General features: G+C 56.2%; 21 protein-coding genes and 1 pseudogene. 16 read left to right on the top strand and 6 right to left on the bottom strand.

What is annotated here, in order from left to right:
* A partial coding sequence (locus tag T281_RS08990) for a DUF3800 domain-containing protein (protein ID WP_037237447.1) occupies positions 1-347 on the bottom strand: 347 nt, incomplete at its 3' end.
* 98 nt (positions 348-445) lie between these two features.
* On the bottom strand, positions 446-1,330 hold the full coding sequence (locus T281_RS08985) for an ArdC family protein (RefSeq protein ID WP_037237445.1): 885 nt from the start codon (positions 1,328-1,330) through the stop codon (positions 446-448).
* Between the two features lie 573 nt (positions 1,331-1,903).
* Between T281_RS08985 and T281_RS17670 the strand changes: the two genes are divergently transcribed.
* The 12 genes from T281_RS17670 (at position 1,904) to T281_RS08925 (ending at position 17,462) form a co-directional block, all read left to right on the top strand.
* Positions 1,904-4,060, top strand: a complete 2,157-nt coding sequence (locus T281_RS17670) for a sigma-70 family RNA polymerase sigma factor (protein WP_052037294.1) — start codon at positions 1,904-1,906, stop codon at positions 4,058-4,060.
* Positions 4,061-4,122: 62 nt separating this feature from the next.
* A complete protein-coding gene (locus T281_RS08975) occupies positions 4,123-5,601 on the top strand; it encodes an ATP-binding protein (protein ID WP_037237442.1) in 1,479 nt (492 codons plus the stop codon).
* Positions 5,585-8,461 carry a Z1 domain-containing protein gene (locus T281_RS08970; protein ID WP_037237440.1) on the top strand — a complete coding sequence of 959 codons (2,877 nt, stop codon included), beginning with the start codon at positions 5,585-5,587 and terminating at the stop codon, positions 8,459-8,461. Before T281_RS08975 ends, T281_RS08970 begins: the two co-directional genes overlap by 17 nt.
* Positions 8,445-9,464, top strand: coding sequence for a PD-(D/E)XK motif protein (locus T281_RS08965; RefSeq protein ID WP_037237437.1), 1,020 nt, complete (start codon positions 8,445-8,447; stop codon positions 9,462-9,464). Before T281_RS08970 ends, T281_RS08965 begins: the two co-directional genes overlap by 17 nt.
* Positions 9,465-11,255 carry an AIPR family protein gene (locus T281_RS08960; protein ID WP_037237434.1) on the top strand — a complete coding sequence of 597 codons (1,791 nt, stop codon included), beginning with the start codon at positions 9,465-9,467 and terminating at the stop codon, positions 11,253-11,255.
* A 10-nt stretch (positions 11,256-11,265) separates the two neighbouring features.
* Entirely contained in the window at positions 11,266-12,429 is a 1,164-nt protein-coding gene (locus T281_RS08955) for a restriction endonuclease (protein ID WP_037237432.1), read from the top strand.
* A 12-nt stretch (positions 12,430-12,441) separates the two neighbouring features.
* Entirely contained in the window at positions 12,442-12,948 is a 507-nt protein-coding gene (locus T281_RS19880; protein WP_081796697.1) for a very short patch repair endonuclease, read from the top strand.
* Positions 12,945-13,967, top strand: coding sequence for a DNA cytosine methyltransferase (locus T281_RS08945; RefSeq protein WP_052037293.1), 1,023 nt, complete (start codon positions 12,945-12,947; stop codon positions 13,965-13,967). Before T281_RS19880 ends, T281_RS08945 begins: the two co-directional genes overlap by 4 nt.
* Before the next feature lie 157 nt (positions 13,968-14,124).
* On the top strand, positions 14,125-15,558 hold the full coding sequence (locus T281_RS08940; RefSeq protein WP_037237426.1) for a hypothetical protein: 1,434 nt from the start codon (positions 14,125-14,127) through the stop codon (positions 15,556-15,558).
* Positions 15,559-15,787: 229 nt separating this feature from the next.
* Positions 15,788-16,069 (top strand): hypothetical protein, encoded by a 282-nt coding sequence (locus T281_RS08935; RefSeq protein ID WP_037237423.1) that lies wholly within the window; start codon positions 15,788-15,790, stop codon positions 16,067-16,069.
* Positions 16,066-16,512: a type II toxin-antitoxin system RelE/ParE family toxin gene (locus T281_RS08930; RefSeq protein WP_037237421.1), complete on the top strand. Its 447-nt coding sequence runs from the start codon at positions 16,066-16,068 to the stop codon at positions 16,510-16,512. Before T281_RS08935 ends, T281_RS08930 begins: the two co-directional genes overlap by 4 nt.
* Positions 16,509-17,462 (top strand): tyrosine-type recombinase/integrase, encoded by a 954-nt coding sequence (locus tag T281_RS08925; RefSeq protein WP_037237406.1) that lies wholly within the window; start codon positions 16,509-16,511, stop codon positions 17,460-17,462. Before T281_RS08930 ends, T281_RS08925 begins: the two co-directional genes overlap by 4 nt.
* Positions 17,463-17,849: 387 nt before the next feature.
* Here the strand turns inward: T281_RS08925 and T281_RS08920 are convergent, their stop codons facing one another.
* From T281_RS08920 to T281_RS18240, 3 genes are all read right to left on the bottom strand, one after another.
* The gene (locus T281_RS08920; protein ID WP_037237403.1) at positions 17,850-19,226 is read right to left on the bottom strand and encodes an HNH endonuclease family protein; all 1,377 of its coding nucleotides are present in this window, start codon (positions 19,224-19,226) and stop codon (positions 17,850-17,852) included.
* A 17-nt stretch (positions 19,227-19,243) separates the two neighbouring features.
* Positions 19,244-19,705, bottom strand: coding sequence for a GNAT family N-acetyltransferase (locus T281_RS17665; RefSeq protein ID WP_081796695.1), 462 nt, complete (start codon positions 19,703-19,705; stop codon positions 19,244-19,246).
* A gap of 100 nt (positions 19,706-19,805) precedes the next feature.
* On the bottom strand, positions 19,806-20,231 hold the full coding sequence (locus T281_RS18240) for a helix-turn-helix domain-containing protein (protein ID WP_245269193.1): 426 nt from the start codon (positions 20,229-20,231) through the stop codon (positions 19,806-19,808).
* A 70-nt stretch (positions 20,232-20,301) separates the two neighbouring features.
* Between T281_RS18240 and T281_RS08905 the strand changes: the two genes are divergently transcribed.
* From T281_RS08905 to T281_RS08895, 3 genes are all read left to right on the top strand, one after another.
* Positions 20,302-20,514, top strand: a complete 213-nt coding sequence (locus T281_RS08905) for a histidine kinase (protein WP_081796693.1) — start codon at positions 20,302-20,304, stop codon at positions 20,512-20,514.
* 124 nt (positions 20,515-20,638) lie between these two features.
* Positions 20,639-21,313 carry a hypothetical protein gene (locus tag T281_RS18745; RefSeq protein ID WP_155955178.1) on the top strand — a complete coding sequence of 225 codons (675 nt, stop codon included), beginning with the start codon at positions 20,639-20,641 and terminating at the stop codon, positions 21,311-21,313.
* 257 nt (positions 21,314-21,570) lie between these two features.
* Positions 21,571-22,332: an N-6 DNA methylase gene (locus tag T281_RS08895; RefSeq protein WP_081796692.1), complete on the top strand. Its 762-nt coding sequence runs from the start codon at positions 21,571-21,573 to the stop codon at positions 22,330-22,332.
* Positions 22,333-22,337: 5 nt separating this feature from the next.
* On the opposite strand, the gene T281_RS08890 is transcribed toward T281_RS08895, so the two are convergent.
* Positions 22,338-22,892 carry a recombinase family protein gene (locus tag T281_RS08890; RefSeq protein WP_037237392.1) on the bottom strand — a complete coding sequence of 185 codons (555 nt, stop codon included), beginning with the start codon at positions 22,890-22,892 and terminating at the stop codon, positions 22,338-22,340.
* A gap of 215 nt (positions 22,893-23,107) precedes the next feature.
* On the opposite strand from T281_RS08890, the pseudogene T281_RS18740 reads away from it, so the two are divergent.
* Positions 23,108-24,265: pseudogene (locus T281_RS18740) on the top strand (hypothetical protein); the annotation flags it as partial.

The following is a 24,265-nucleotide window of genomic DNA, read 5'->3' as shown; positions in this document are numbered from 1 at the left end:
TACCGTTGCACATGCCGCTGCTTATCTATGACCGCTGAAATCACAGTGAACGGCAAAGGCGCCATGAGCTGATTGATGCATTCAACGAAAGCTATGCGAGTTTCGGCATTGAGCAGGATGTTAAAGTCGCCATGTGCCTTGCGAATTTCGTGGCTGTGAAGAATCACGCAGTCATGGCCCCAGAAGTCGAACTTCAGTTTCTGAACGGCCGGGACGACTTGCTTGCGATAGGCGGTCTTCTCAAATATGCAAAACGCCAGGACGAAGACAGGGTTCTGCGGGTTAATAGACGTCAGGCTGTGATCGCCGCTCTCGTCGGCGTAAACAATATAGTCGCTGAAGCTCATCCCCGAACTATAGTATGCAACTTCCTCTCGGGGCTCTTATTTTGGTGATTCGTGCACAGATCTTCGGCAGAAGTGGTGCGGGGAGCAATGAAAAGCCCTCACGAGGAGGGCTTCACGAGGAAAGCGGCGGCTTCGGCGGCCCGCGCGGACGCGGTAAACACGGCGCGCTTGTCGGATTTCAGGGCCTTGAGCCAGTTCGCGATGTACTGCGCATGATCAGGACGCGGCTGCGGGGAGAACCGGAGCTCGGCGCAGAGGAAGGCGCTCGTCAGCTCGGCGATCAGCTCCTCCAGGGCGTAATCGGGCGACCCGAACTTGTTGCCGAGCTTGCGATTGAGGCGGCGTTCGGCACCGCTCCAGTGCCCGAGCTCATGGAACAGCACCGAATAGTAAGCCTCCGACCGGCACCGATGGGCGGTATCCATGAACAGCCCTTCCTCGGGCATCTGGATGTAATCGGCGGACGGACGGTAATAGGCCGCTTCCCCGCCGTGGCGGATGTCGGCGCCGGTGGCGGCAACCACCTCATCCGCACGGGCATTGCGCGCGATCGGTCCGAGGTCTTCCGGCATAGGCGGCAGTTCGAACCCCTCGACCTGGCTCGCGTTGAACACGCGGCTCGCCTTTGCGACCCGGCGCTTGCCGTCGTCATCGGGATTGGCGGTTTCGGGCTCGACCTCGAACTCCTTGTAGAAGATGACGATGGAGCTTTTGGCGCCCTTCTTCACCTGGGCTCCGAGCTCCTGCCACTGCCGGTAGCTGGCCCAGAGGTTCCGGGTGTACCCGGCAAGCTGAGCTTCGGCCCACAGGGAGACGATGTTGATGCCCCGGTAGCCGTTGCCGGTGGATGCGTTCTTCGGCAGGAGGCTGTCGAGGCCGGGACGGTGCCACGGCAGGGAGGCTTCCCCGGCGGATTCAAGGGCAGCGACGATGCGGTCGGTGACGGCCTGGTAGACGTCGAGGGAGGGTGCGGCGCGGGTCATGGAAGGTGTCCTTTCCTTCGCCGGGCCTGATTGCCCGGCTCCGCGCCCCGGAAAGCCCGCGCGCGCGGAGACCCGCACCCGTCAGGGCCGCGTCAGCGGAGGGCCTGCCCCTTGCGGGGCGCCGCCGAAGGGCTTAGGCGCTGGGGAAAGCCGGGCAGGTCCGGCGGGAAAGGGCCACGGGCTCGCTCGCGCGCGGCTCGCCGTTGGGGGGAAGCGTCGTTGATTGCGGGCTAAGGAATGGGAAAGCCGACGGGATAATCGGTGGCAGGCCCTTGCCGGGAATCTTAACCTCTGCCAGAAATAGCATAATTATTTTATTCGCATTGAACGGAGGAGATACTGTCGGGCTATGGCTATCTGGGAGGCGCGCGAAAGTTATGTGGCGAAGGTCTGCTGCCCGGTTGCTTTCGTCCGTGCTCCACTTGCTCCGGGAGCGTTTGCCGAACGAGGAGCCTCTGGGACAGTGCGAGTTGAGGCCTCCCCTCGAGAACGAACCAGTGAGTCCGCCTGGGAGCGGTGCAATGCATGAAATGCCGTACACCCGTGCGGAGTTCCCTGAGCCCGGCGTTCAGGATGGCTGTGCTGGCGGGGGCGCGGGAGTCGGTTTTGCTTCATTTGCGTGGCCCCAATGATGTTGACGCCGCTGATGAAAAGGGACGGTCGCCTCTGATACTGGCGGCCTCAAAGGGGCGGCTGGAGATTTGCAGGCTTCTTCTTGATGCGGGTGCGGACCCGACTCTCAAGGACAACGACGGCAATGACGCCATTGCGACGGCGATCTCACGCGGTCAAAGGGAATTGGCTGATTTCCTGAAAAGGAATGTCACCAGCGCTCTCCCATCGAGCCAGGACCAGGTAGTGAGGGGGGAAATTCACGAGGAACTGCAACCGCCACCCAGCTCTAAGACGCTCAGCCTCGAGTTCTCCTCCAGTTTTGTCCAATCTGAGGCTCAAGCCTTGCTTTCAGCCGCTCCTTCACCTGCCGGGCAAGGCTCGCTGGACGCCAAAGCGCCAGACTTGCCCTACGACCTCTCGGAATGGCAGGCGGAGAGCGATGAACGGATCCCGGACAACGATCCCTCATGCGCAAGCGAGGCGAGCCTTCTCCAGTCTGCAATTTCCAGCCACTCGGTTATTGACCACGATGAAAGTTGGGAAGAGGTTGAAATAGAGCTTCCTGAGCTCGATGATCTTGTCCGCAAGTATATCCCGCTGAATGCGAAGCAGGATCAGTCACTCAGAGCTCTCTTTGTGGAGGCTTTGCGTGATGGACGAGTCCGGCCGGATCGCATCGGTGAGGTGATCTTTGAAATCTTCGAAGAAGGCGGCCGAAACGAGGTCGAGCGCTTCGAAAACAATATCAACATGGTTCTCGAAGATATTGGTGTCTTCGTCGAGGATGATCCATTCTCCTCCGGCGATGTTATCGGCGGTTACGCTGACGAGAACCTTGAGAACGCAGCTACTGAGGCTCTAGCTTTTCTGGGCCGTCTCCTATCTGACGATGCCGATCCTCTGGCGCTATACGCCAGGGAAATCCCACCCGAACTGCTCACCAGGACCGACGAACAGGAGCTGGGAGTAGCGATCGAAGCGGGTGTTAAGGAAGCCCTCACCGCTCTTGCAAGCAGCCCAATGCTAAGAGCTCGAATCATTGCCGACCTGGAGGCAGCAAACCGCGGTGCAACGCCCGCACAGACGATTTTTGACCTGAGTTTTGCCGATAGAGGACCTGCAGGCGAGGAGCCGACTTCTGTCGTTGCTGACAATGAAGATACAGTAGACGGGAAGGGCGACGCCGGACCTGACGATACCGTTCTGCCTCCGGATATCGCGCGTCATGTCTCGTGCATCCTGGATCGCTGCAGCAGAACTTATGGCCCTACTGATCAACTGGCGGGAGAGATTGCAGAACATCTGTTTCTGGCCAGACTGTCCGATACCTACTTGAAGAAATTGGAAGCCCTCGCGGAGCAGGATCCAACAGCCCAGAGCTTGATCGGATTAGTAACGCGGGGCCTCGACAAGGCGCGGATGGCAAGAAGGCGGCTGGTGGAAACGAACCTGAAGCTCGTGATCTGGGTCGCCAAGCGGTACGGCGGCCTGCCTCTCATGGACAGGATACAGGAGGGCAACATCGGCCTTATGCGCGCCGCGGAGCGCTTCGACTTCAAACGTGGCGTAAAGTTCTCCAGCTACGCCGTCTGGTGGATCAGGCAGGGCATCCTGCGAGCCAACGCCGACACCTCTAGAATGATTCGTCTTCCAGTTCATGTGTTTGACAGCCTCCGTAAGGTCGAGCGGGCGCGCTTGCGCTTCCATAATGAGATGGGGTACGAGCCTGAGGCGGATCAGATTGCTGGTCCGTTGGAAATGTCGCCTCTTCTGGTGAAACGCCTTCTGCACCTTCCGGAAGAGCCTTTCCCCAATGATTCAGAGGCAGCGGCAGAGATCGGAAGCATCATTGACCAAGAAACGCCTTCGCCCGAGCAAGGCCTGCTCATCTCTGACGCCCAGGAGATAATCAGGGAATTGCTGGAATGCCTCGACCCCAGAGAGGAGCGGATCATAAGGCAGCGGTTTGGTTTCGGTTGTGAAGAACAAACTCTCGAGGAGATCGGGCAGGCGAATAACCTCACGCGAGAGCGTATCCGCCAGATTGAAGCCAGGGCATTGAGAAAGCTGTCGCATCCAAGCCGAATAAAACGACTGCGAGGTCTGATGCGATGAGAACGATCAGTCCAGGTTTGGCCCCTCCAGGTTCACGTTCAGCACCGCCTCGTGCATCGGCAATGATTGAGGCGTTGAGAGGACTTGGCTATTCGACCGCAACAGCGCTTGCAGACATCATTGATAACAGCATTTCCGCGAGGGCCAAGTCGGTCTTTCTCCAGTTTGCGTGGGCAGGCGACGACAGCCGCATCGTGATACTCGATGACGGCGACGGCCTGGATGCGGCGGAACTGGATGCTGCCATGCGGCTCGGAGAACGGAGCCCGCTTGACCACAGAGCAGCAAACGATCTCGGTCGATTCGGCCTTGGGCTGAAGACAGCCTCGTTCTCGCAGTGCCGAAGCCTCACGGTAGCCAGTATCAGGGATGGGAAGCTGAATTGCCTTCGATGGGACCTCGACATCCTTGCCGCGAGCACGGACAGCGGCTGGCATCTCCTGGAAGGTCCTGCGCCTGGCTCGGAACACCTTCTTCAGCCTTTACTGACAGCCGGGGCTGGAACGCTGGTGCTTTGGGAGAAGCTGGACAGGATTGTCACCAGAGGTTTCTCCCAGCAGAACTTCCTTGATCTCATGGACGAGGTCGAGCGGCACCTGTCGATGGTCTTTCATCGCTATCTTGACGGCGCCCAACCTCCACTTCGGCTCTCCATAAACGGCTCCGCAGTTCCAGCGTGGGACCCCTTCCTGAAGGACCACCCGGCAACATGGGCGTCTCCTACCGAAAAGATTCGGTGCCCGGCAGGGTCAGTTGAAGTGCAGTGCTACGTGTTGCCCCACAGGGATCACCTCACATCGCAACAGGAACAGGAGAAAGCCGGGCCTCATGGGTGGACTGCCCAGCAGGGCTTTTATGTCTATCGCAATCGACGCCTGCTTTTGGCCGGCAGCTGGCTTGGCCTCGGCCAGGGGCGATCATGGACAAAGGAAGAGGCACACCGGCTGGCACGCATCAGGCTGGACATCCCTAACTCCGCGGATGCGGACTGGAAAATCGATATCAGGAAATCGACCGCAAGTCCCCCCGTCGGGTTGCGCTCCAAGCTGACGAGACTGGCAGAGGAGACACGAGCTCGCGCCCGCAAGGTCTTCGCACACCGGGGCCAACCTGTTTCGGTTGACCGCAGCCGTCCGGTGATGCAGGCATGGAAAGCTGAACACTCAAGCTGCGGCCTCCGCTACAAAATCGATCACGATCATCCCGCTGTGCGTGCTGTCTTGGAGGAGGCGGGTGGCCTGTCGGCGCGAATCCGGGCGATGCTGCGAGTCATAGAGGAGACCGTGCCCGTTCAGAGGATATGGCTCGATACGACAGAGGGACGGGAAACACCTCGTACTGGCTTTTCCGGAGAACCCCCCGCGGAGGTGCGATCAGTTCTCATGGTCATGTACAAAAACCTTGTCCTGCGAAAGGGCATATCGCCCGCGCTGGCGCGCGAGCAGCTACTCCTGACAGAGCCCTTCCACAGCTACCCTGATCTCGTGGCAGCACTTCCAAACAATGTAAGTCCAGGAGAACAGGATGATATCTGCAACTGAGAGAACCAACCTCAAGGTTATCAAATTCGTCCAGGAGCTGCTTCTGGACGAGGATGACAAGGCCGCTATTACTCCGGCCCTGATAGAAGAGAAAATTGATCTTGTCCTTGCTATGAACCCTAAGTGGGCTGATGGCTTGGACCGGCAAGAGCTGGTTGATGAACTGATCCGCCGCTTCAGCCTTTGGATAGGGCAAGACACAACACTCCAGAACAAAGAAGGCCATATTGATTGGCTGATCGCGGCGCGAAAGCAGGACTGGCGCTACTGGCAGCGGTATCGCGAGTGGCTGGAGCGTGATCTTTCCATCAATGCTGTCGAGGCGCTGGATCAATCCACAGACAGGGTTCTGTCCTTGCTTGAAGACCCGACGCGCGATGGCCACTGGGATCGCCGCGGTCTGGTTGTAGGCCATGTACAATCGGGCAAGACCAGCCACTACAGCGGCTTGATATGCAAGGCTGCAGATGCAGGCTACAAGGTGGTGATCGTTTTGGCCGGCATGCACAACAACTTGCGTTCGCAGACGCAGATGCGACTGGAGGAGGCTTTCCTCGGCTACGAGACCAGCGCGCTTGATGGCGAGACTCTCCAGCCTGTAGGAGTCTACGAGTTCAATACAGACCCGGAAATACGCCCGAACTGCGCAACGAACCGTACGGAGAAGGGTGATTTCAGCACTAGAGTGGCCAGAAACCTAGCGATCACGCCTGAGCAACGTCCGTGGCTTTTCGTTGTCAAGAAGAACAAGACGGTACTCGAACGCCTTCTAGGTTGGATCCGCAATCATGTGGCTAACACACAGGACCGCGAGACGGGCCGACGTATCGTAACCAACCTCCCGTTGCTCCTTATCGATGACGAAGCAGACAATGCGAGCGTTGATACCAATGAGATAATACTGGACGAGAATGGAAAGCCGGACGAGGAGCATCAGCCGACGACCATCAACCGACTCATCCGGCGCATTCTTCACAGTTTTTCCCGCTCGGCATACGTTGGCTACACTGCAACACCGTTTGCAAACATCTTCATTCATGAGAAGGCTGAGACTCGCGAGGAGGGTCCCGACCTGTTTCCAGCTGCCTTTATCGTCAGCCTTGCAGCCCCCTCGAACTATGTCGGTCCCGCCAAGGTATTCGGCACCCTGGGAGATAACGGTCGGAATAAAGCACTGCCGCTTTTCCGGCTGGTCTCGGACCATTGCACGTCCGATGGATTTGGGGGGTGGCTACCTCCAAATCACAAGAATGGCTTTCATCCGCTGTACAATGGCAAGGAAGAGCTCCCTCCCTCGCTGAACGAAGCAATCGATGCATTCATTCTGGCTTGTGTTGTGCGAGAGCTCCGTGGGCAAGGGCGAAAGCACTGCTCCATGCTTATCCACGTAACACGTTTCACTTCTGTACAGAAGGCTATCCATTCCCAGGTGCAGGATAGGATGCGGCATCTGAAACAGAGACTTCTACGTCGAATTGACCATCAACCCATCGTCTCGGCCCTTCGCCAGCTTTGGGAAAAGGACTTCCTGCAGGCAACGAAGCAGATGGCCGTTAGCTTCCCAGAAATCGAACCTTTCGAGGACATTGCCTGGGAACAGGTCGAGGCACTACTTCCCAATGTGATCGCCGACATCCAGGTCCGAACCATAAATGGGACCGCAAGGGATGCACTTGACTATGCAGACAACCGGGAAAACGGCTTGAAGGTGATTGCTATCGGGGGAGACAAGCTGTCACGCGGTCTCACCCTGGAAGGCTTGACTGTCAGCTATTTCCTCCGCGCATCCAAGATGTATGACACCCTCATGCAGATGGGGAGATGGTTCGGGTATCGGCCGAGATATATGGATCTTTGTCGACTCTACACAACCAGTGATCTCGTGGAGTGGTTTGAGCATATTGCGGACGCGTCGGAAGAGCTTCGCGAAGAATTCGATTTCATGGCAGATAGCGGGGCGACTCCGCGGGAATATGGCCTCAAGGTGCAGTCTCACCCCGTGCTGATGGTGACTTCACGGCTGAAGATGAGAACAGCCAAGGACTTGGATCTCTCATTCAGCGGCCATCTTCTTGAAACGGTAACCTTTCACCGTGAACCGGAGGTTCTTGAGAAGAATTTGGCTGCCACCAAGAGGTTCATCTCGGCTCTTGGCAATCTGGGAAAGCCGCGAAAACCGCAACAATATCGGAACGGGGTCCTCTCAGAATGGGAAGGGTACCTGTGGGAATCCGTGCCTTACCAAGAGATAGTTGATTTTCTCAACTGCTATCAATGCCATCCCAAGGCGAAAAAGGTCGACAGTCTTCTTCTTTCTCAATTCATAAGTTCAATGGTTACCGAGAATGAGCTGACGAGTTGGACCGTCGCCCTCATTGGGGGTGGGAGCTCACGTAAACCGCTCAGGCTTGATGAAGGTATCTCTGTCGAGATGCTTCAGCGCACGGCGCATGGGAAATACCAGGACCGCTACTCCATCGGCCGGCTCATGTCGCCGAGAGACGAGGCCATCGACCTGGACGATAGGGCCTGGATGGCTGCTCTCGCGGAGACGCGCCGCGTGTTCCGCGCTGATCCTGCGAGAAATGCTTCGAAGGAAGAACCGGACCTGCCCAATGGGCCTGCCATTAGGCGAATCCGGGGTTTTGGAGCCAACGGCGTTTCAGCCCGCCCTGATCGAGGCGTCCTTTTCATTTATGCGATAGACCCCCAAAGCGCGGGGGAGGATGCCGGCCTTCTGGCATCATCTCCAGCCGTCATAGGCTTTGCAATCAGCTTTCCTGCCAGTCATTCTGGAACCACTGTCAGATACAAGGCCAACAATACGTTATGGGAACAAGAATATGGCGGCGCCGAGTAATATTGACGGTCTCCACGCCGCGTGGCGCGCCCTTGCCGGCGCGGGTGGCGGTGAAGGATGGAACACCATCCGGTTGAGCATTAGCTCATCCTGCACGGTGTTGGCCGGGAGGCGCTCTCCCGGAGACGCGGAGGCAATCCTGGTTGGCTTCCGTCATGTCAAGGCCATACCTGAATCCCAGCTTCCTCAAGGTCACGGCTTTGAGGTCATCCGGCTCCGCGATGATCCTATCGGCGGAAATCGGACCTGGCTCGCGCTGGCGCGCAGGGCCGGGGGCAGTCCCGAGCTCTTCGCTATGATGGCAGAAGACTTGGTACGACTGATCGACGGATGCGAGGCTGTCGAGGACGCTGCCATTCTTCAGCGTTTCCTTGCTCGCATCCGAACTTGGCAGGACTTCATGGACAGGCACAGGGAAGGTATTCTTTCCGAGGAGGCTGAGCTCGGATTGTTTGGGGAACTGATTGTTCTTTCAGAGATGATCGACGCAGGTGTCCCGGTAAAAGACGCTCTTGATGCTTGGCTCGGGCCGCTGGAGGGGCTGCAGGATTTTGTACTGGGCAGCGGAGGAATGGAGGTCAAGGCAACCCTTTCCGGGGCGGGATTTCCTGCAACAGTCTCCTCTCTGGAACAACTTGACGATACATTGCGGCAGCCTCTCTTCCTGGCTGCAGTTCGGCTTTCACTCCACCCCTCAGGGAAAACGCTTCCCGTACTTGCGGATGATATCAAGCAAAGGCTGCGGGAAACCCCTGCAATGCTGGAGACCTTTGATGTGCGGCTGATGCAGGCAGGACTGCTTCCGACGTGTACAGGCCGATATTCGCGTAGTTTCCTGAAGCTGTCGCTTGTTGTACTGCCGGTCACCGACACATTTCCGCATCTGACGCGCAGCAAAGTTCATCCGGCCATCAGAAGAGCCCGCTACGAGATCGATCTCGATCTTGCTGAGACAAGGGACATCGGGTTGGCGGGTGCGCTTGAATTAATGGAGGCTATTTGAATGGAGCTTGAGGAATTCCTCGTGCAGACACGGGCAGAGGTTAAGGAAGCGATCTCCGACCGTCTCACCTCGCCCGGAAGTTCGTTTCCCTACGAGGAGACGATCTTTACCGAGGTTGTCATGGAGCACATGTCGGAAGTAGGCATGACCTTTGAACCGGAAGCCTGTCACTACTCGGCGACTGTAGGTAATGCAAAGCTTCGCCTGAGTGGGTATGCGGTATCAGAGGAGGCAGATCAACTTGATCTATTCGTTAGCCTTTACGAAGGCGCTGAAACGATTACACCGATCTCCGACACAGAGACCAAGACTGCTGCCGAGCAATGTCTTCGCTTTCTGTCGAAATGCGCCGAGGGTCGCCTTGCCTCTACGATGGATCAATCGAATGACGCCTATAGGCTCGCGCTCACTATACACGAGAGCTACCCCTCCCTGGATCAAATCCGCATTTACGTTCTTACGGACAGACAAGCCAAGGCCAAGAACTTTAAGGCGCGGGAGATACAGGGCAAGACCATCAAGCTTGAGGTCATGGATATTGAGCGTCTCTGGCGGCATTGGTCGGCCGGCAAGCCGCGGGACGAACTCATGGTGAACTTCCAGGAGGTATCCGGAGGCGCGCTGCCATGTGTGTATATACCCGGAGAGATGGCAGACTACGATTATGCTCTGACGGTGATTCCGGGAGAGGCGCTGCGTTTCATATACGAAAAGTATGGTTCTCGCTTGCTTGAGGCCAACGTCCGCTCATTTCTCAGCGCTACCGGCAAGGTGAACCGGGGCATCCGCGATACACTGAGGGAGAGCCCCGAGCGGTTCATGGCCTACAACAATGGTATCGTGCTGGTTGCCGACGAAATGCATCTTGGTCGCACCCCTGACGGTGCGCCTGGCATTTTGTGGTTGAAGGGCATGCAGATCGTCAATGGCGGCCAGACAACGGCCTCCATCTACTTCACAAAGAAGAGGACCCCCGAGACCGATCTCTGTCGCGTTCGTATCCCGGCAAAAATAATTGTTCTCCACTCCGGTGACACCGTCAAGGAGGAGGGCTTGATCTCTGATATATCCAAGTACGCTAATAGCCAGAACTCCGTTAAGTTGTCGGATCTTTCGGCGAACAGGCCGTTCCACATCAAGACTGAACAGCTGTCTCTGGCTACCTATTGCCCGGACGGCGTCAGCCGATGGTTCTACGAGCGTGCGGCGGGAAGCTACAACACAATGCTGGCGCGCGAGGGCACAACACCAGCCAAACTCAAAAAGCTGAAGGAAGGTATTCCCACCTCACGCAAGATCACCAAGACCGATTTGGCGAAATTTCTGACAGCATGGGATTGCAAGCCTCAGTTGGTCAGTCTTGGGGCTCAGAAGAACTTCGAGCGCTTCATGGACGGTCTCATGGACGGAGCCGGTGAGGGAGGCAAGCCTCTTCCCGATGTGGCAGCCTACAAAAGGATGATCGCGAAGGCTATCATCTTCAAGTCGACCCAGAAGCTCGTGAGACCGATGTTCCCGGCATTCCAGGCGAATGTGGCTGCCTATACGGTGTCCATTCTCTCCATGCGCACCGGCGAAAGGCTCGATCTTGAGCGCATCTGGCAACAGCAGGCCATCTCTCCAAGATTGCAGGAGCAGATCCAGATCTGGGCGAGAGAGATCAACCAAGCCCTTCATCGAACGGCAGAAGGGAGAATGGTGTCAGAATGGGCGAAGAAAGCGGAATGCTGGGACGCCGTCCTCAAGAGTGCAATGTCCGCTCCGCTCGCGGATTTGCCGGAAATGCGATGAGAACAACAGCATGAATGTGTTTCCGCACGATCGGCTTGACACTGCAGACCTACACATCGATGCGGTATATGAAGGTGGGCGCAACGGCAACGCAGGGGACGATCCGCTTCCCAGCCTGCTGGGAGTCAGCAACCAGGGAGGATTTCGGATACTGGGATCGCGGGAGTCCCCAAGACTGGTGGTGATTACAACCAGCATGATGGATCCCGAGTGGCCTGACAATCTAGATCCGGAAACAGGGGTCTTGACCTATTATGGCGATAACAAGCAGCCCGGACGAGAACTCCACGACACCCCCCGGTACGGCAATCTCCTTTTGAGAAACATGTTTGAAGCACTGCACACGCATCAGCGAAGCAGAGTCCCCCCTATTTTGATATTTGCCAGCAATGGGAAGTACAGGGATATGACTTTCAAGGGACTGGCTGTCCCTGGCACCATTAGCCTTACAGCGCTGGAGGACTTGGTTGCCGTGTGGAAGATCTCTTCCGGGAAACGATTCCAGAATTATCAGGCGAAGCTCACGGTGCTGGATGTTGCGGGACTGTCCCGGCGATGGTTGAGCGTGCTACGGGCCAACGGTGATTGGCGAAAGGACGCCCCGGAACTGTGGCTTGAGTGGGTGGAATCGGGGCTTTATCGTCCTCTGAAAGCAGCTCGGTCGCTGGAAATACGCAACCGAAGAGAGCAGATGCCCGACCACGAATCAGACACCGCACTCCTGGAGATTCTTCTGGGCCGTTTTCGGGAGTCACCGCACGGGTTCGAGGCTTGCGCAGCCAATATTGTGCGGTTGTTTCTTGGCGATCAAGTTACGTCTATCGACCTTACGCGTCCCTCCAGAGATGGTGGACGGGATGCCTTGGGCAAGTACATGGTTGGTCGAGGAATGTCATCCGTACTCGTTGATTTCGCGATGGAAGCGAAATGTTACGACTCGTCCAATTCAGTTGGCGTTAAAGACATTTCGAGACTGATATCGCGCCTTCGGCACCGCCAATTCGGTATTCTTGTGACAACTTCGTGGGTTCACTCGCAGGCATACAAGGAGATCAAGGAAGACGGCCATCCGATTATAATAATATCGGGTGGGGATATTATAAGAATACTTAAGGAAAAGGGTATAAACTCTCGACAGAACATGCTTTCATGGCTCATCTCTCTCCAAGAATAGAAGTGTTAGGTGATGATTGACGGCATATCCCGACGCCACAAAGGCGATATTATGTCTCCCGAGAAGCGAAGTGCCGTAATGGCGTGCATCAAGGGCCGAGACACCGCTCCTGAGCGGGCAATAGCTCGAGCCTTTGAGGCAGAGGCACTCGGCGCCTGGGAGTGCCACGCTCGCGACCTGCCAGGGCGACCTGACTTCGTTTTCCGGCCTGAACGGGTAGCCGTGTTCGTGGACGGGGACTTCTGTCACGGCTGGCGTTTTCCTCAGTGGAGAGACAAGCTTTCCGAAAAGTGGGAAGCGAAGATCGAGGGAAACCGGCGCCGGGACACGCGCAACCATCGACGTTTACGCCAGATGGGTTGGAGGGTGATTCGAATCTGGGAACATCAGGTGGATCGAGATCCATCCATCTGTGTGTCGCGAGTGAAACAGGCGCTCATGCAGCAATCAGCTTCGGACCATGAGATGGCGGCAACAACCTGGCGCAATCGGCAGGAACCTGGTAAACAAGTACCATGAGGCTGAGAACACTTGACTTATTTTGCGGTGGCGGCGGAAGCAGCTGGGGGGCCATGAACGCGGGCGCCGAGATCGTCTGCGGAGTCGATGCATGGCAGCTCGCAACTTTGACCTACAGGGACAACTTCCCCAAGGCGCGGGTGATAGAAAAAGTTCTTGATCAAGACTCCGAAGTATCGATGCTTGGGGACATAGGCAAAATAGACCTTATACTAGCGTCACCGGAGTGTACCAACCACACCTGTGCCAAGGGCAATCGACCTCGGGATGAGAACAGCAAAAGGACAGCACTTTACGTTATCAATTTTGCGCGGGAGCTCAATCCTCGATGGATAGTTCTCGAAAATGTCGTGAGCATGAGGAATTGGCACGGCTATGATCCGCTCATTACCGACCTTGAAGAGCTAGGCTATAATGTTCTGCCGCAGGTGCTTGATTCAGCTGCTTTCGGGGTGCCGCAGACTCGGCGGCGCCTTTTCCTGTTGTGCGATCGGGAGGTGATGCCGCAACCTGTACTTGGCGCTTTCCCCAACATGCGCACGGGCCCAACGGCGAGAGACATCATAGACTTCGACGGTCCCTGGAAATCCGGGCCGTTGTATACGAGCCGTCGCGCGCCCGACACGCTTGCACGTGCCCACAGAGCCATAGCTGCTCTAGGAGAGGGAGTACCATTCCTGATCGTGTACTATGGCACCGATGGCAGTGGCGGTTGGCAGCCGCTGGATCGTCCGTTGAGAACACTCACCACATTGGATCGATTCGGTTTGGTCACATGGAGGAACGGGACTCCGATGCTACGGATGCTTCAGGTCCCCGAGTTGCGGCGCGCCATGGGGTTCGATTCAGGATATCGCACCAACTTGGGCTCACGCCGAGAGCGCGTAAAGCTGTTGGGGAATGGGGTTTGTCCGCCCGTGATGCAGGCCGTTGTCAAATCCCTTACAGGCAGTAGAAAAGCCTCAAGGATGCCAAAGCGCGTTCTCACGCCAGGAGAAGCCGCACTGGCATCCGCTTGATCGTCCCTCAGCGCTGAGAAAGCTGCCTTGAACACTAGGGTTCAATCCCGCGCGAAATCTACCATGCTGGTGATGGCATCGGAAGCTTGCTCCGAGCATGCGGCACAGTTTTATGAAGCGTCTGGACGAAAATGTAATTCTTTGAGAGAAGTAACATATGTCCAAGGTGAAGGATCCGATCTTATTTTCTGCGCATTTCGGATTAAGTTCGGAAATGCTTGCTAAAGTTGGGCTTATTGATCCCTTCCTGGATGTGGATACGCAGCTTTTTATCGATCCAGTGCTTCTGGAAAAGTCCGGAAATCCAATCATCAAAACTGAGGCCCAGCAAGCTTTTCGGGATCACTTCAACAATTTTGTGAGGCTTCTTGTTATTTCGAAAGCAGAAGGTGACGCTGCATGGCGTGCTGCGCAACGCCTGCTTGATCTTCGTGAACCCCCCGAAAATGGTCTGGGCTACGGCGGCAGCGGCAGGTCAGGAAGTTCACGTCCTGATGAGGTTCGAGATGCAATTATGCGTACAGCAAAGGAGATCATCGAGCTGGGATCAAACGATCCGGAAATGATTTCTCTTATGGGATTCTTTGAAGAGCGAGTAGGGCCTGATACGATTAGCGATTTCACGACAAGGGTAATCGCGGGTCAACTCGCCAAGATCACCGAAGCTTTTTGTACCCAGCATGGCATTCCCACCAAGAAGCAAGATGGAGGGCAGGAACACGCACTGCCGCACTTCCTTAACTCGAACGGCGTTGAAAAAACCATTGTACTTGTGCCGCGCGACATTGTGCGAGAGCTTCCGGTTGCGAATGACTGGTCGGACATCGAAGCGGCGGCCTCCGCAAATAAGCGGATACGGGACCGCGTAAATGCATTCCTAGGTGGGATTATCAAACCGACTGTCTCTGACCGTAAAGCAGCCCTGCGCTCGGCGGCAATGGAGTCAGCTGAGATGTTTGATTTATTCCTCCAGTCGGTCAAGGACTTTGCAGGGCACTATGATTTCAATAAAGACACCCTCGGCTACTATCGCCTTAAGGCACTCCTGAGTAGCGATAAGAGTGGTTTCAGAACCGAGAAAAAGTACGATTTCTCAAGCGGAATAGAGTCAATTGTCGCAATGGTGCACGACACTATTTCTATGTTCAAGCATCATGTAGAAAAAGGAAATCTTTGGGAAGAACTGTGGGTCGATGGCGTCCCCAAGCGAGAGCGGGCCGCTCAGCTAATTTATTATGCTATGGCCGATTGCTTTTGTATTGCCAACGATATCGACATCTCGCCCGAAGCGAATATGGGCGGTGGGCCAATCGATTTTAAGTTCAGTAAGGGCTACCAGGCTCGGGTGCTAGTTGAGATGAAAAGGTCCCAAGGCGCTGTCCGACATGGTTATGAAAAGCAGCTGGAGTTTTACAAGGAAGCCGCCCGAACTTTTCATGGCATATTCGTAATCGTCGATTTTGGCGATCTTGGAGACAAGCTTGCTCTGATTCGGGCTATTCGAGCGGAGCGATTGGAAGCTGGGGAACACGCGTCTGACATAGTCGTCATCGACGCAAGGCGGAAGTTGTCTGCGAGCAAGCGTCAATAGCTCTGCGTCAGGCCTGACGAAGCCAGTACGGAGTGCCATCACTGACGCCCGAGGAGTGACAAGACTGGGGCCGTTGCTCTCTCCGATTTCTCAGTATAACATAAAGGACGTTATGTAATATAGACGCAGAAAGTAGGAGAGCTGGTCTTTGGTTGTATTAATAAAAGTTATTACGATTGCATAAGAGCGGATTACGTCTTAATATTGGCGCACAAGGAAAGCGCCTTTAATGTCCAATACTACACGCTTCAGCGTCAGCCTGAATAACGACAAGGGCGCCGCCTTGCGGGCTTTGGTTGAAAGCGGTGTTTATCCGTCCCTGAGCTCTGCATTCGATTCCGCCGTGGACAATCTGCTCGAACTGGAGCGCCAGCGCAAAGCCTGGTGGGAGGAAATCGCCCGGCGTTGTGACGAAGCTGAGGCTCACCCGGAACGGCTACTCAGTCTTGAGGCGTTCGTCCGGGGGCTGGAGGAACAGATTGAACAGGATGAAGCTGGTATGCCAGCGTGAAATCCCGTCGTTTCCAGCTTACCCCCGAGGCGCAACAGGATATTCGGGAGGCGTGGCGTCTTGTTCGCAGGCGTGATGGAAAGGAAAGGGCCGACGCGCTCAAAAACCGCATCCTGGGATTCATCGTCAGCCTGAGCGAACTTGCAGAGATCGGTACCCGTCACGAAGAATTTCGACCCGGCTTTCGTAGCAGCGGGGTTCCCGGCCTCAGAACCGTGTGCGTTTTTTTCGTCGTTTCCAGTGACATGGTGACTGTCGTTGGGGTCAGTTATCTGGGTCGGAACGTCCTGGACAGGTTGGAAGAACGAGAGTCTTATGAGGCTTGGTTCAACCGCGAGGCAAACAGGGCTATTGCCAAGGCTGATGCTGGAGGGCCATTTGTGCCCCATGACGAGGTCATGGCGCGCTCCAAGTCACGGATCGAGGCTGACAGGAAGGGATGAGCTACGAGATTATCCCTCCCGGCGCTTTTCCCGTTTTGGAACATGAGGGCGGTCCCGCCCTCGCCCGTGCCGAGGAATTCTTCTTCGCCCACATCGAGAACCCAAACACGCGAGCCGCATACCAGCGGGCCGTCAAGGTCTTCTTCCTGTGGATCCGCAAGCGGGGCTTGGAGCACTTTTCGCAGGTGACGCCGGTGGTCGTCTCGCAATGGGTTCAGGAGATGAAGGCCTCCGACCTGGAAACCGCCACCATCAAGCAGCGGCTCGCCGCCGTGAAGGGCTTTCTTGACTACCTCGCCACCGGCGGCGTCATCCCCACCAACCCGGCCATCAGCGTCCGTGGCCCCAAATACAGCGCCACACGCGGCAAGACGCCGGTTCTCACCGGCGCCCAAGCCGCGCAGCTCCTGAACGCCATCGATGTCACCACCACGGCCGGGCTCCGCGACCGCGCGCTCATTGCGCTCATGACCTACACCTTCGCGCGCATCGGCGCGGTTACTCACATGACGGTGGGGGATCTTTTCCATGAGCGGAATCGCCTCTGGGTTCGCCTGCACGAAAAGGGCGGCAAGCGGCATGAAATGCCCTGCCATCACACCCTTGAGGAATACCTCCGCGACTACCTTGAAAAAACCGGGCTGGACGGTCAGTCGGCGCGGCCGCTGTTTCCTTCCCTGTCGCGTTCCCGTGAACTCACCAACCGGCCCCTGCATCGGGTGGAAGCCTGGGCGATGGTACGGCGCCGCGCCCAAGCCGCAGGGCTTAAAACGGCCGTGGTGAACCACACCTTCCGCGCCACCGGTATCACCAGCTACCTCGAAAACGGCGGCGTCCTCGAACGTGCGCGGGCGATGGCCAACCACTCGTCTACCCGCACCACCCAGCTCTATGACCGGCGCAATGACCGGGCTACTCTGGATGATGTGGAGCTTATTAGGTTGAGCTAGCGTGTGAACCACATCCGCCATGCAATTCCAACATCCAACTTTAGATTTGCATGAGGATGCCAAAGTCATACCCCAATAGAAACTCGTTACCCTATCTAGATCAGCCCCGAAATGCCGGGTACTTTTACTTCGCAAATGAAAGTATCCGATATTTTTTATCCAACGATCACTTGATTCATCCCTTCTAAACTATGGAAGTAAATACTCGATCATTCTTGTGACCGGCGCACGCTAGGTTGGGAAGTCCACCCTGCTCCGTCACACCCTGCCCGATGCTGAATATGTGACCCTTTAGCTCTCCCTCGGCTTGGTCACCAGCAACACTCACAAGTCGTCTTTTGAGGAAACGCGTGGCCATTCGCACTCCGTCAGTGATGGTCACTTATCTTAGAAATTAGCATAAGGCCAAATTTTTACAGCCCTCCCGAATATCTCGGCGACACGCTCCCGAATTTCTACCTCACCCCACTGACTCTTCTCACAGATCCATCGATTTAAACAGAAATGGCTCTCTTCTAGTAATTTTTTCTTGTCTGCGAATTTAAGATTAGATAGCTCGCTATTATATGCAGTTATGGTCAAATTCCCTATGTTATCAATCAAGCGCTCATGAACCTCTTCGGCGTTCTGACCTAATGCTGCTCGCCAGGCCTCTGTCAAGGTCTGCGGCATTATGTGTTCTATAGTAGCAAGTTCAAAGGATGCACGCTCTTTGTTAGGATAGGAGACCTCAAGCGATTCCAGAAGAAATCTACAGCGATCTATTGGCCCTGCATAAGCACGGTAGCGATATAAAGATTCGTGAAATTCTTCGTCCTTTGGCCACCTGCGGCCGCTTGCACCGGCAGCAAGCTTTTCACATAGCCAACTTGCAATATCACCTTCTTCAGGCATATCCTTAGCAACAGAGAGGAATATTTTCTTGAGCTGATTTGTTGGCACGGCACAAACGGCGCGACGCACGGCGAATGATTCAATAATCTTAAGGCAGGAAACGATATTCTCTGTGGTTACCTTCGACTTTGAATGGCAGATCAAGAGTTTTAAAACAAAGGGCGAAGCTGTCGCTATCTCCCAACGAAGAAGACGTTTTAACCGCTCTGCAATTTTGGCTTCAGTCGCCGAAGATAATCCAACAATTATCGCATAAAGTGAAGAGGCAGAATGAATTTCATGAAGCTCCTTCATGACCTCCTTGTCTGGAATATTCAGTAATCGCTTTTTTAATACGGCATAGATTGACGATTTGGCGACTTCCTCGCCTGACTGCATCAAATATTGTCGCATAAATTCTGTTAGGTGATCACCCAATGCATTCTGCATGGGTAACCACGCCGACTCATATGCCTTTTGTTGATCATCGGCACGCAATCGAAGTAGGATATAGTTGCGAATAAGATCAGCTTGTGTTAGTGGCGCGCCCTTCGCGTTAAGGCTTTCAAAAATTAAGTATGGATCATCGAATTCCCCCAAATGAATCGCTACAACGGTGAGTCGATTCCTTATAGCATCATCCATCCGGATAAAATCAATGGGCTCGCCGTCAGAATCAGTGCCCCTTAATTTCTCACAAAAAAAGACGAATGCCTCTGAAAAGCGCCCAGGAGGGAGCGAAGACCCAGCTATAAGAGCTTGGAATGCTGGCCGATCCGGCTGCGTGGGAAGAAGCTTGTAGAAGTCCAGGCCATCGTCATCGTCATTGACGAGCAATTTTGTTAATTTATTGTATAATTTTCTGAGCTGTTGATCATCGTCTTTTACCATCGCACGTAACGCGCATATTAAAATGGTAACTGTAGTAAGTCGTTGTAGATGCTGTCATAGCCCATTTCGGTGCCCGCCTCACGCCGAAGGTCAATCAGAACCCGGCCCACCCCCATACGGCGGTAGCGGCTATCCACATACATCCGCCAGTGGGATGCCGCGCTGTCCGGGTTGGGGAAACGCCCCTTCGTCAATGCGACGATATCCGGGCGGGAGCTGAGGGCACGCAAGCCTGCCGTGCCAATGATGTCGTCCTCTGCGTTCAGCAGAACGAAGAAGGCTCCGCGCTGTTCAGGAAAATAGGGAGAATCTTGCTCCGGAAGGGTATCCAGATCCCCATGCCAGTCGGGGCGATAGCTATACCCGTAGACCTCATTGATCATTCGCAGGCAAAAGGCCCGCGCTCCCTCCCGCACATGACGCGGAGTATCGTTTTGCAGGCGAATGACGCGGATGCCTGAAGGTAATGGGGCGGCCATCGGCCGAACATAGCCGCCTCCCCGGCAAAAACTACCATAATCTGTATGGGGTTTTACGGCTGACAGTCGTCGCTTCTGAAGTAAACGACAGAATTATTTCTTACAAAAGGGTTCCGTCGCCAAACGCGGCTTCGGAGATTACCCGCCGCCCTTCTTCCGACAGTTCCGCCCATCCGGCGGGACGGGCCTCCCAAAACGCCGCAAGCTCTGGGTCCAGCGCCTTCATGCCGCCGTCGCTGCCCTCTGATGCGGATGTCGCACCGGGAACGCGGCGCGGCTCGGCAACGCCTGGCTTCAGGGCGACGCCCGGCCCGTGCGTGTCACCCGGCATCAGGAACATGATCCCGGCCTCCTCCAGCGCGCGCTGGACGGCCGCCACGGTCGGCCCGTGCGACGCTTCGCCTGCCTCGATGCGGATGATGGTGTTCCGGTGGACGCCTGCGATCTCGGCGAGCTCGCGCACGGTCAGGAGCAGCGCGGCCCGCGCCATGCGGAACTGGGTGGGTGTGACAGAGACTTTAGTCACTTGAATGTGCCATTGTCATATGATAATAATCCATGAAAGTGACACTAGCACAATCTGTTGGCGGCTGACCATGTCCCTGTGTGTGCAGGAGCTCAAGAGCGTTTGCGCGCTGCTTTCCCGCGCGCGGGTCTTCATCGAAGACGCGCTCATCGTTGCCGAGAACGGCAACGATGTCGCCGTGACCGCGAAGGTCAAGACGCTGCTGTTCCGGGCCAAGGATGTGCAGGGCGAGATGGACGCCCGTCTTGCGGCTGCGGAGCGAGATGAGCGGCGCGATGCTTAGGCCGCTACGCGGCAGCGACTACATAAAATTAAACAATTCATTTTTAATTTTCCTTCCATATAAACGACCCGAACCAAAAGCGAGGGCCATTCATGTCGGTCTATTCTCTTGAAAGACATCGATAATGGCTGGAGAAACTTCCAACGCGCTGATCAAAATAATCCCTGAAATGGGCGATCATATAAAAAGCAATGAGACAAAATCATTAAACGATCGAGGAAATCAAAGTCCAGAAACACCTGAGTTTTGGCAGCGTGTTCTCGAAGAGGCTCGTCAAGGAGGAGCTCAAGCTTGGACTTTTGATATTCGGATACCAAATCAGGGTGGCGACGCAACCCAGCCCGAAACCAAAGAAAACCTGACCGATCCCCTCCCCGCGATCAAAGAAAAATTGCAGATAGAAGTCGAAAAACATCGAAGAATCCGGGTTCTTACTAATACACTTTTCGTCGCCACGATATTTCAATCTATCGTTATATATACGTTTTGGGTAAGAGGTGCGGAGGCAACCGGACCCACGCCAGTCGAAGCTGTCATTGAAGTCCAGGACGAAGCCATACGAACACTTCAATTTGAGATCAATCGTTTGAGGCGACGGCAGCAGTCCTCTAAACCGTCGCGCAGTTCATGTGCGGGCGTTGTGAACGACACCCTCGATCAACTCGGCGCGCAGGTTCAAGGCAGGCTAATGGATTTGTTCAATTCCCAAGCCAAGCAACTCCTTACTCGAACAGAACGACCGACCACAAAACGTCTTGAGTGTGCAAGTGGTCCGGCATGCGAAAAGTGCCGATATTAGGCGTAAAGCTCTTACAGTTTAGTTTTCAGTAGCCTTCCCGGCAAAGGGCAGGTTTTCGGAGCCGTCCGTCACGGGCCGCCTACACCCCGCGCCCAGCGGGGCGGCCCGTGACGGCCTCCGCCTCGCCTGCCTCGGCCGGGGCAGGTTTTTGGTGGGTTCGGGCGGGTTGCCCTTCATCTGACACAGCATTTTCCCCATGACGCTGCCGCCCGACGCGGCAACGGCGCATCCGGAGGGATTCACCGGCAGAGGCGCGGATGCCAGACTGGCGCATGGCCGCGCCCCATCCCGCCACGCAGGAACTCCGCAAGATCGCGGGTGAGCGGTTCTTCCGGGTGTTCGACGACTGGCTTGAACTGGCCCTCGCGGCCTATGCCCGCGAGGAAGACCGGTACATGGAGGTGATCCGCCGCTACGGCCCGCGCGAAGCGGGCAAGGAGCATCCCGCCGACCACTTCGCCCACGCGCTCGGCGCCATCCAGCTGGAGATGCACAAGGACAACGAGACCGGCGAACTTCGCGACAATCTCGGCGAGATCTACGAGGCCGAAGGCGGCAATGAGCGCGCCATGTCGCAATATTTCTCGCCCATGCCGCTCTGCCGGATGATGGCGTCCATGCTCATCGATGACACAACACCCGAACGGGCCTCCATCGCCGACCCCGCCTGCGGTAGCGGGCGGATGCTCATGGCTTGCATCCCGCTTCGGCCCAAGGGGTATTTCTTCGGAGTGGACCTCGACCGCACCTGCGCCAAGATGGCGGCGCTCAACATGCTCTGGCGCAATGTGGATTCCACCATCATCTGGGGCGATACGCTGCGCCTCAAGGGGCGCGGCGGCTGGGCCATCGCCTCCACCATCCTCGGCGGCCAGCTCCGCTGGCTCGCCGAGCCGGAAGCGCAGAAGCTGCTGGAGGATTCCGTGCGGAAGATGCAGCCTCAGCCCGGCCCCGAGCCCGCACCTGTCATCGTTCCCGCCCGTGAGGGCAAGCGTGGGCAGTTTGAGATGGATATCTGAGGGGGTCACTTCCTGCCGCGCAGCCGTGCGATCGTGCTGGCATGGACACCATAGTGGCTGGCGATGGCGCGGTAGGTTTCCTTCCGCGCAAGGCGTTCCAGAATCTCCGCGCGGGCCTCGGCGCTGAGTTTCAGGGGCGCACCGAACCGGACGCCTCGTCTGCGGGCAGCTGTCCGGCCCTGCGCGGCCCGCGCCACAATCCGTTGCCGCTCGTCCTCGGCCAATGCCGACAGGAACGCCAGCAGCCCCTTGCCGACCGGGCTTGTCAGGTCAAGATAGGCGCGGTCGAGCACCCGGATGGTCGCTCCCTTGCGGGCGATGCGGTTGATGATGGCAAGCCCGTCGCTCATCGAGCGTGTTGCCCTGTCCCATTCCGCCAGCACCAGAACATCCCCCGACTTCAGCAGCCGCAAGGCCTGTTCGAGCTTCGGCCTGTTGCGCGTATCCCGCCCGGATGCCTTTTCCTTGAAGATCCTTTCGCAACCCGCCTCCCCCAGCGCCGCCATCTGGCGGTCAAGGTTCTGCGTGTGCGTACTGACGCGGGCATATCCGATAAGCATGGGGGCGCACCCTGCGGAAGTACTGGATGACGGTCAAGAATTGTTGTTCGTGATTAAAAACCACGTTGAGAATAAGCTTAGACCATTTTACGGAAGTTAGGATATTTGCAACACGCGTTATTGCCACAAGATACGGCAACTTCATTACGGCGATACTTGTGTCCCTATGCGACAAACGTATAAATGGACACATGTTTTTATTTACGAGCTCCACCATGCAGGCAAAACGTACCGTCCGGCACAGCCGTTGCACTATTCCTGATTTGTGGATGCGCCTGCTGCGATCGCCTTCGTCCTCCGGGAACCCAAAGCGATGGCGCTGCCACTGCTTAGGCGCGTCAGCGATCCGTGTGGTGCTTGTCGTTTTCGGGCTTGCCGGTTTTGCCGTGCCTGTGCTGGCGCTGTCTTTCGACAAGATCGCATTCATCTCTTCAACGCTTGGCGACGTCTCCAACCGGGTCTGCGTCGGGGGCTACACCTCCACAAAGCAAGCCGACATCGGCTGCCCGGCTTACGGGCCGTATCTCACCAGCGGCGGGCTGCTGGGGGTAGGTACGTCTTCGCCAACCGCGACGTTGCAGGTTTCGGGCAGCTTCATCGTCTCCACCAGCGCCCAACCAGTCACTCTCCCCACCTTATATGTGGGAACAAGTGGGGTGTATTTACCAAGGGTAGGGGTAGGAACATCGTCGCCACAAAACGCTTTTGTTGTTTCTAATGGGGGACAGGAAGGGATTGAGTTCTCCCCAAGGACGTTACCAAATATTAATGATATTATATCCGTAAATCGCGTTGACAGTACTTGGATGACACTTCGTTACCGCGCACTGGAACATCTCTTCATTGCAAACAATTATGAGATAATGCGGATTACAGCCTCCGGCAACGTCGGCATCGGCACAGCGACCCCCACCACAGCCCTCGAAGTCTCCGGCACAGTAAACGCTACCCGTTTCGTGGGAGACGGCAGCGGGCTGACGGGCCTTGCCGCCAGCGGAGACCGCATCACCAGCGGCACCACCGCCGTCACAGTTAACAGCGCCACCTCCACCATCAGCTTCACCACCAACGGCAGCGTGGCGAACTATTTGGATTCCTCCGGGCGCCTCGTCACCACCGGGATTTCTGTCACCACAAACCAGCTTTCGGCGACCACGGGGTATTTTTCGGGGAATGTAGGCGTATCAGGAGCGCTTAATCTCGATGGAGGTATGCCAACAATCAACATGGGCCGTGGCTGGCACAACTATATTCAAGCCACAGCAACAGGTGGAAACCTTGTATTGGGAACTACTGCGGGAAGCATGCTATACCTATGGTCTAATGGTAATGTTGGCATCAATACGGGTTCGCTTAGCCCTACCGCCAAGCTA

Source organism: Rhodomicrobium udaipurense JA643 (assembly GCF_000636015.1).
Taxonomy (GTDB): Bacteria; Pseudomonadota; Alphaproteobacteria; order Rhizobiales; family Rhodomicrobiaceae; genus Rhodomicrobium; species Rhodomicrobium udaipurense.
This window is presented reverse-complemented; position numbering and strand designations above follow the sequence as displayed.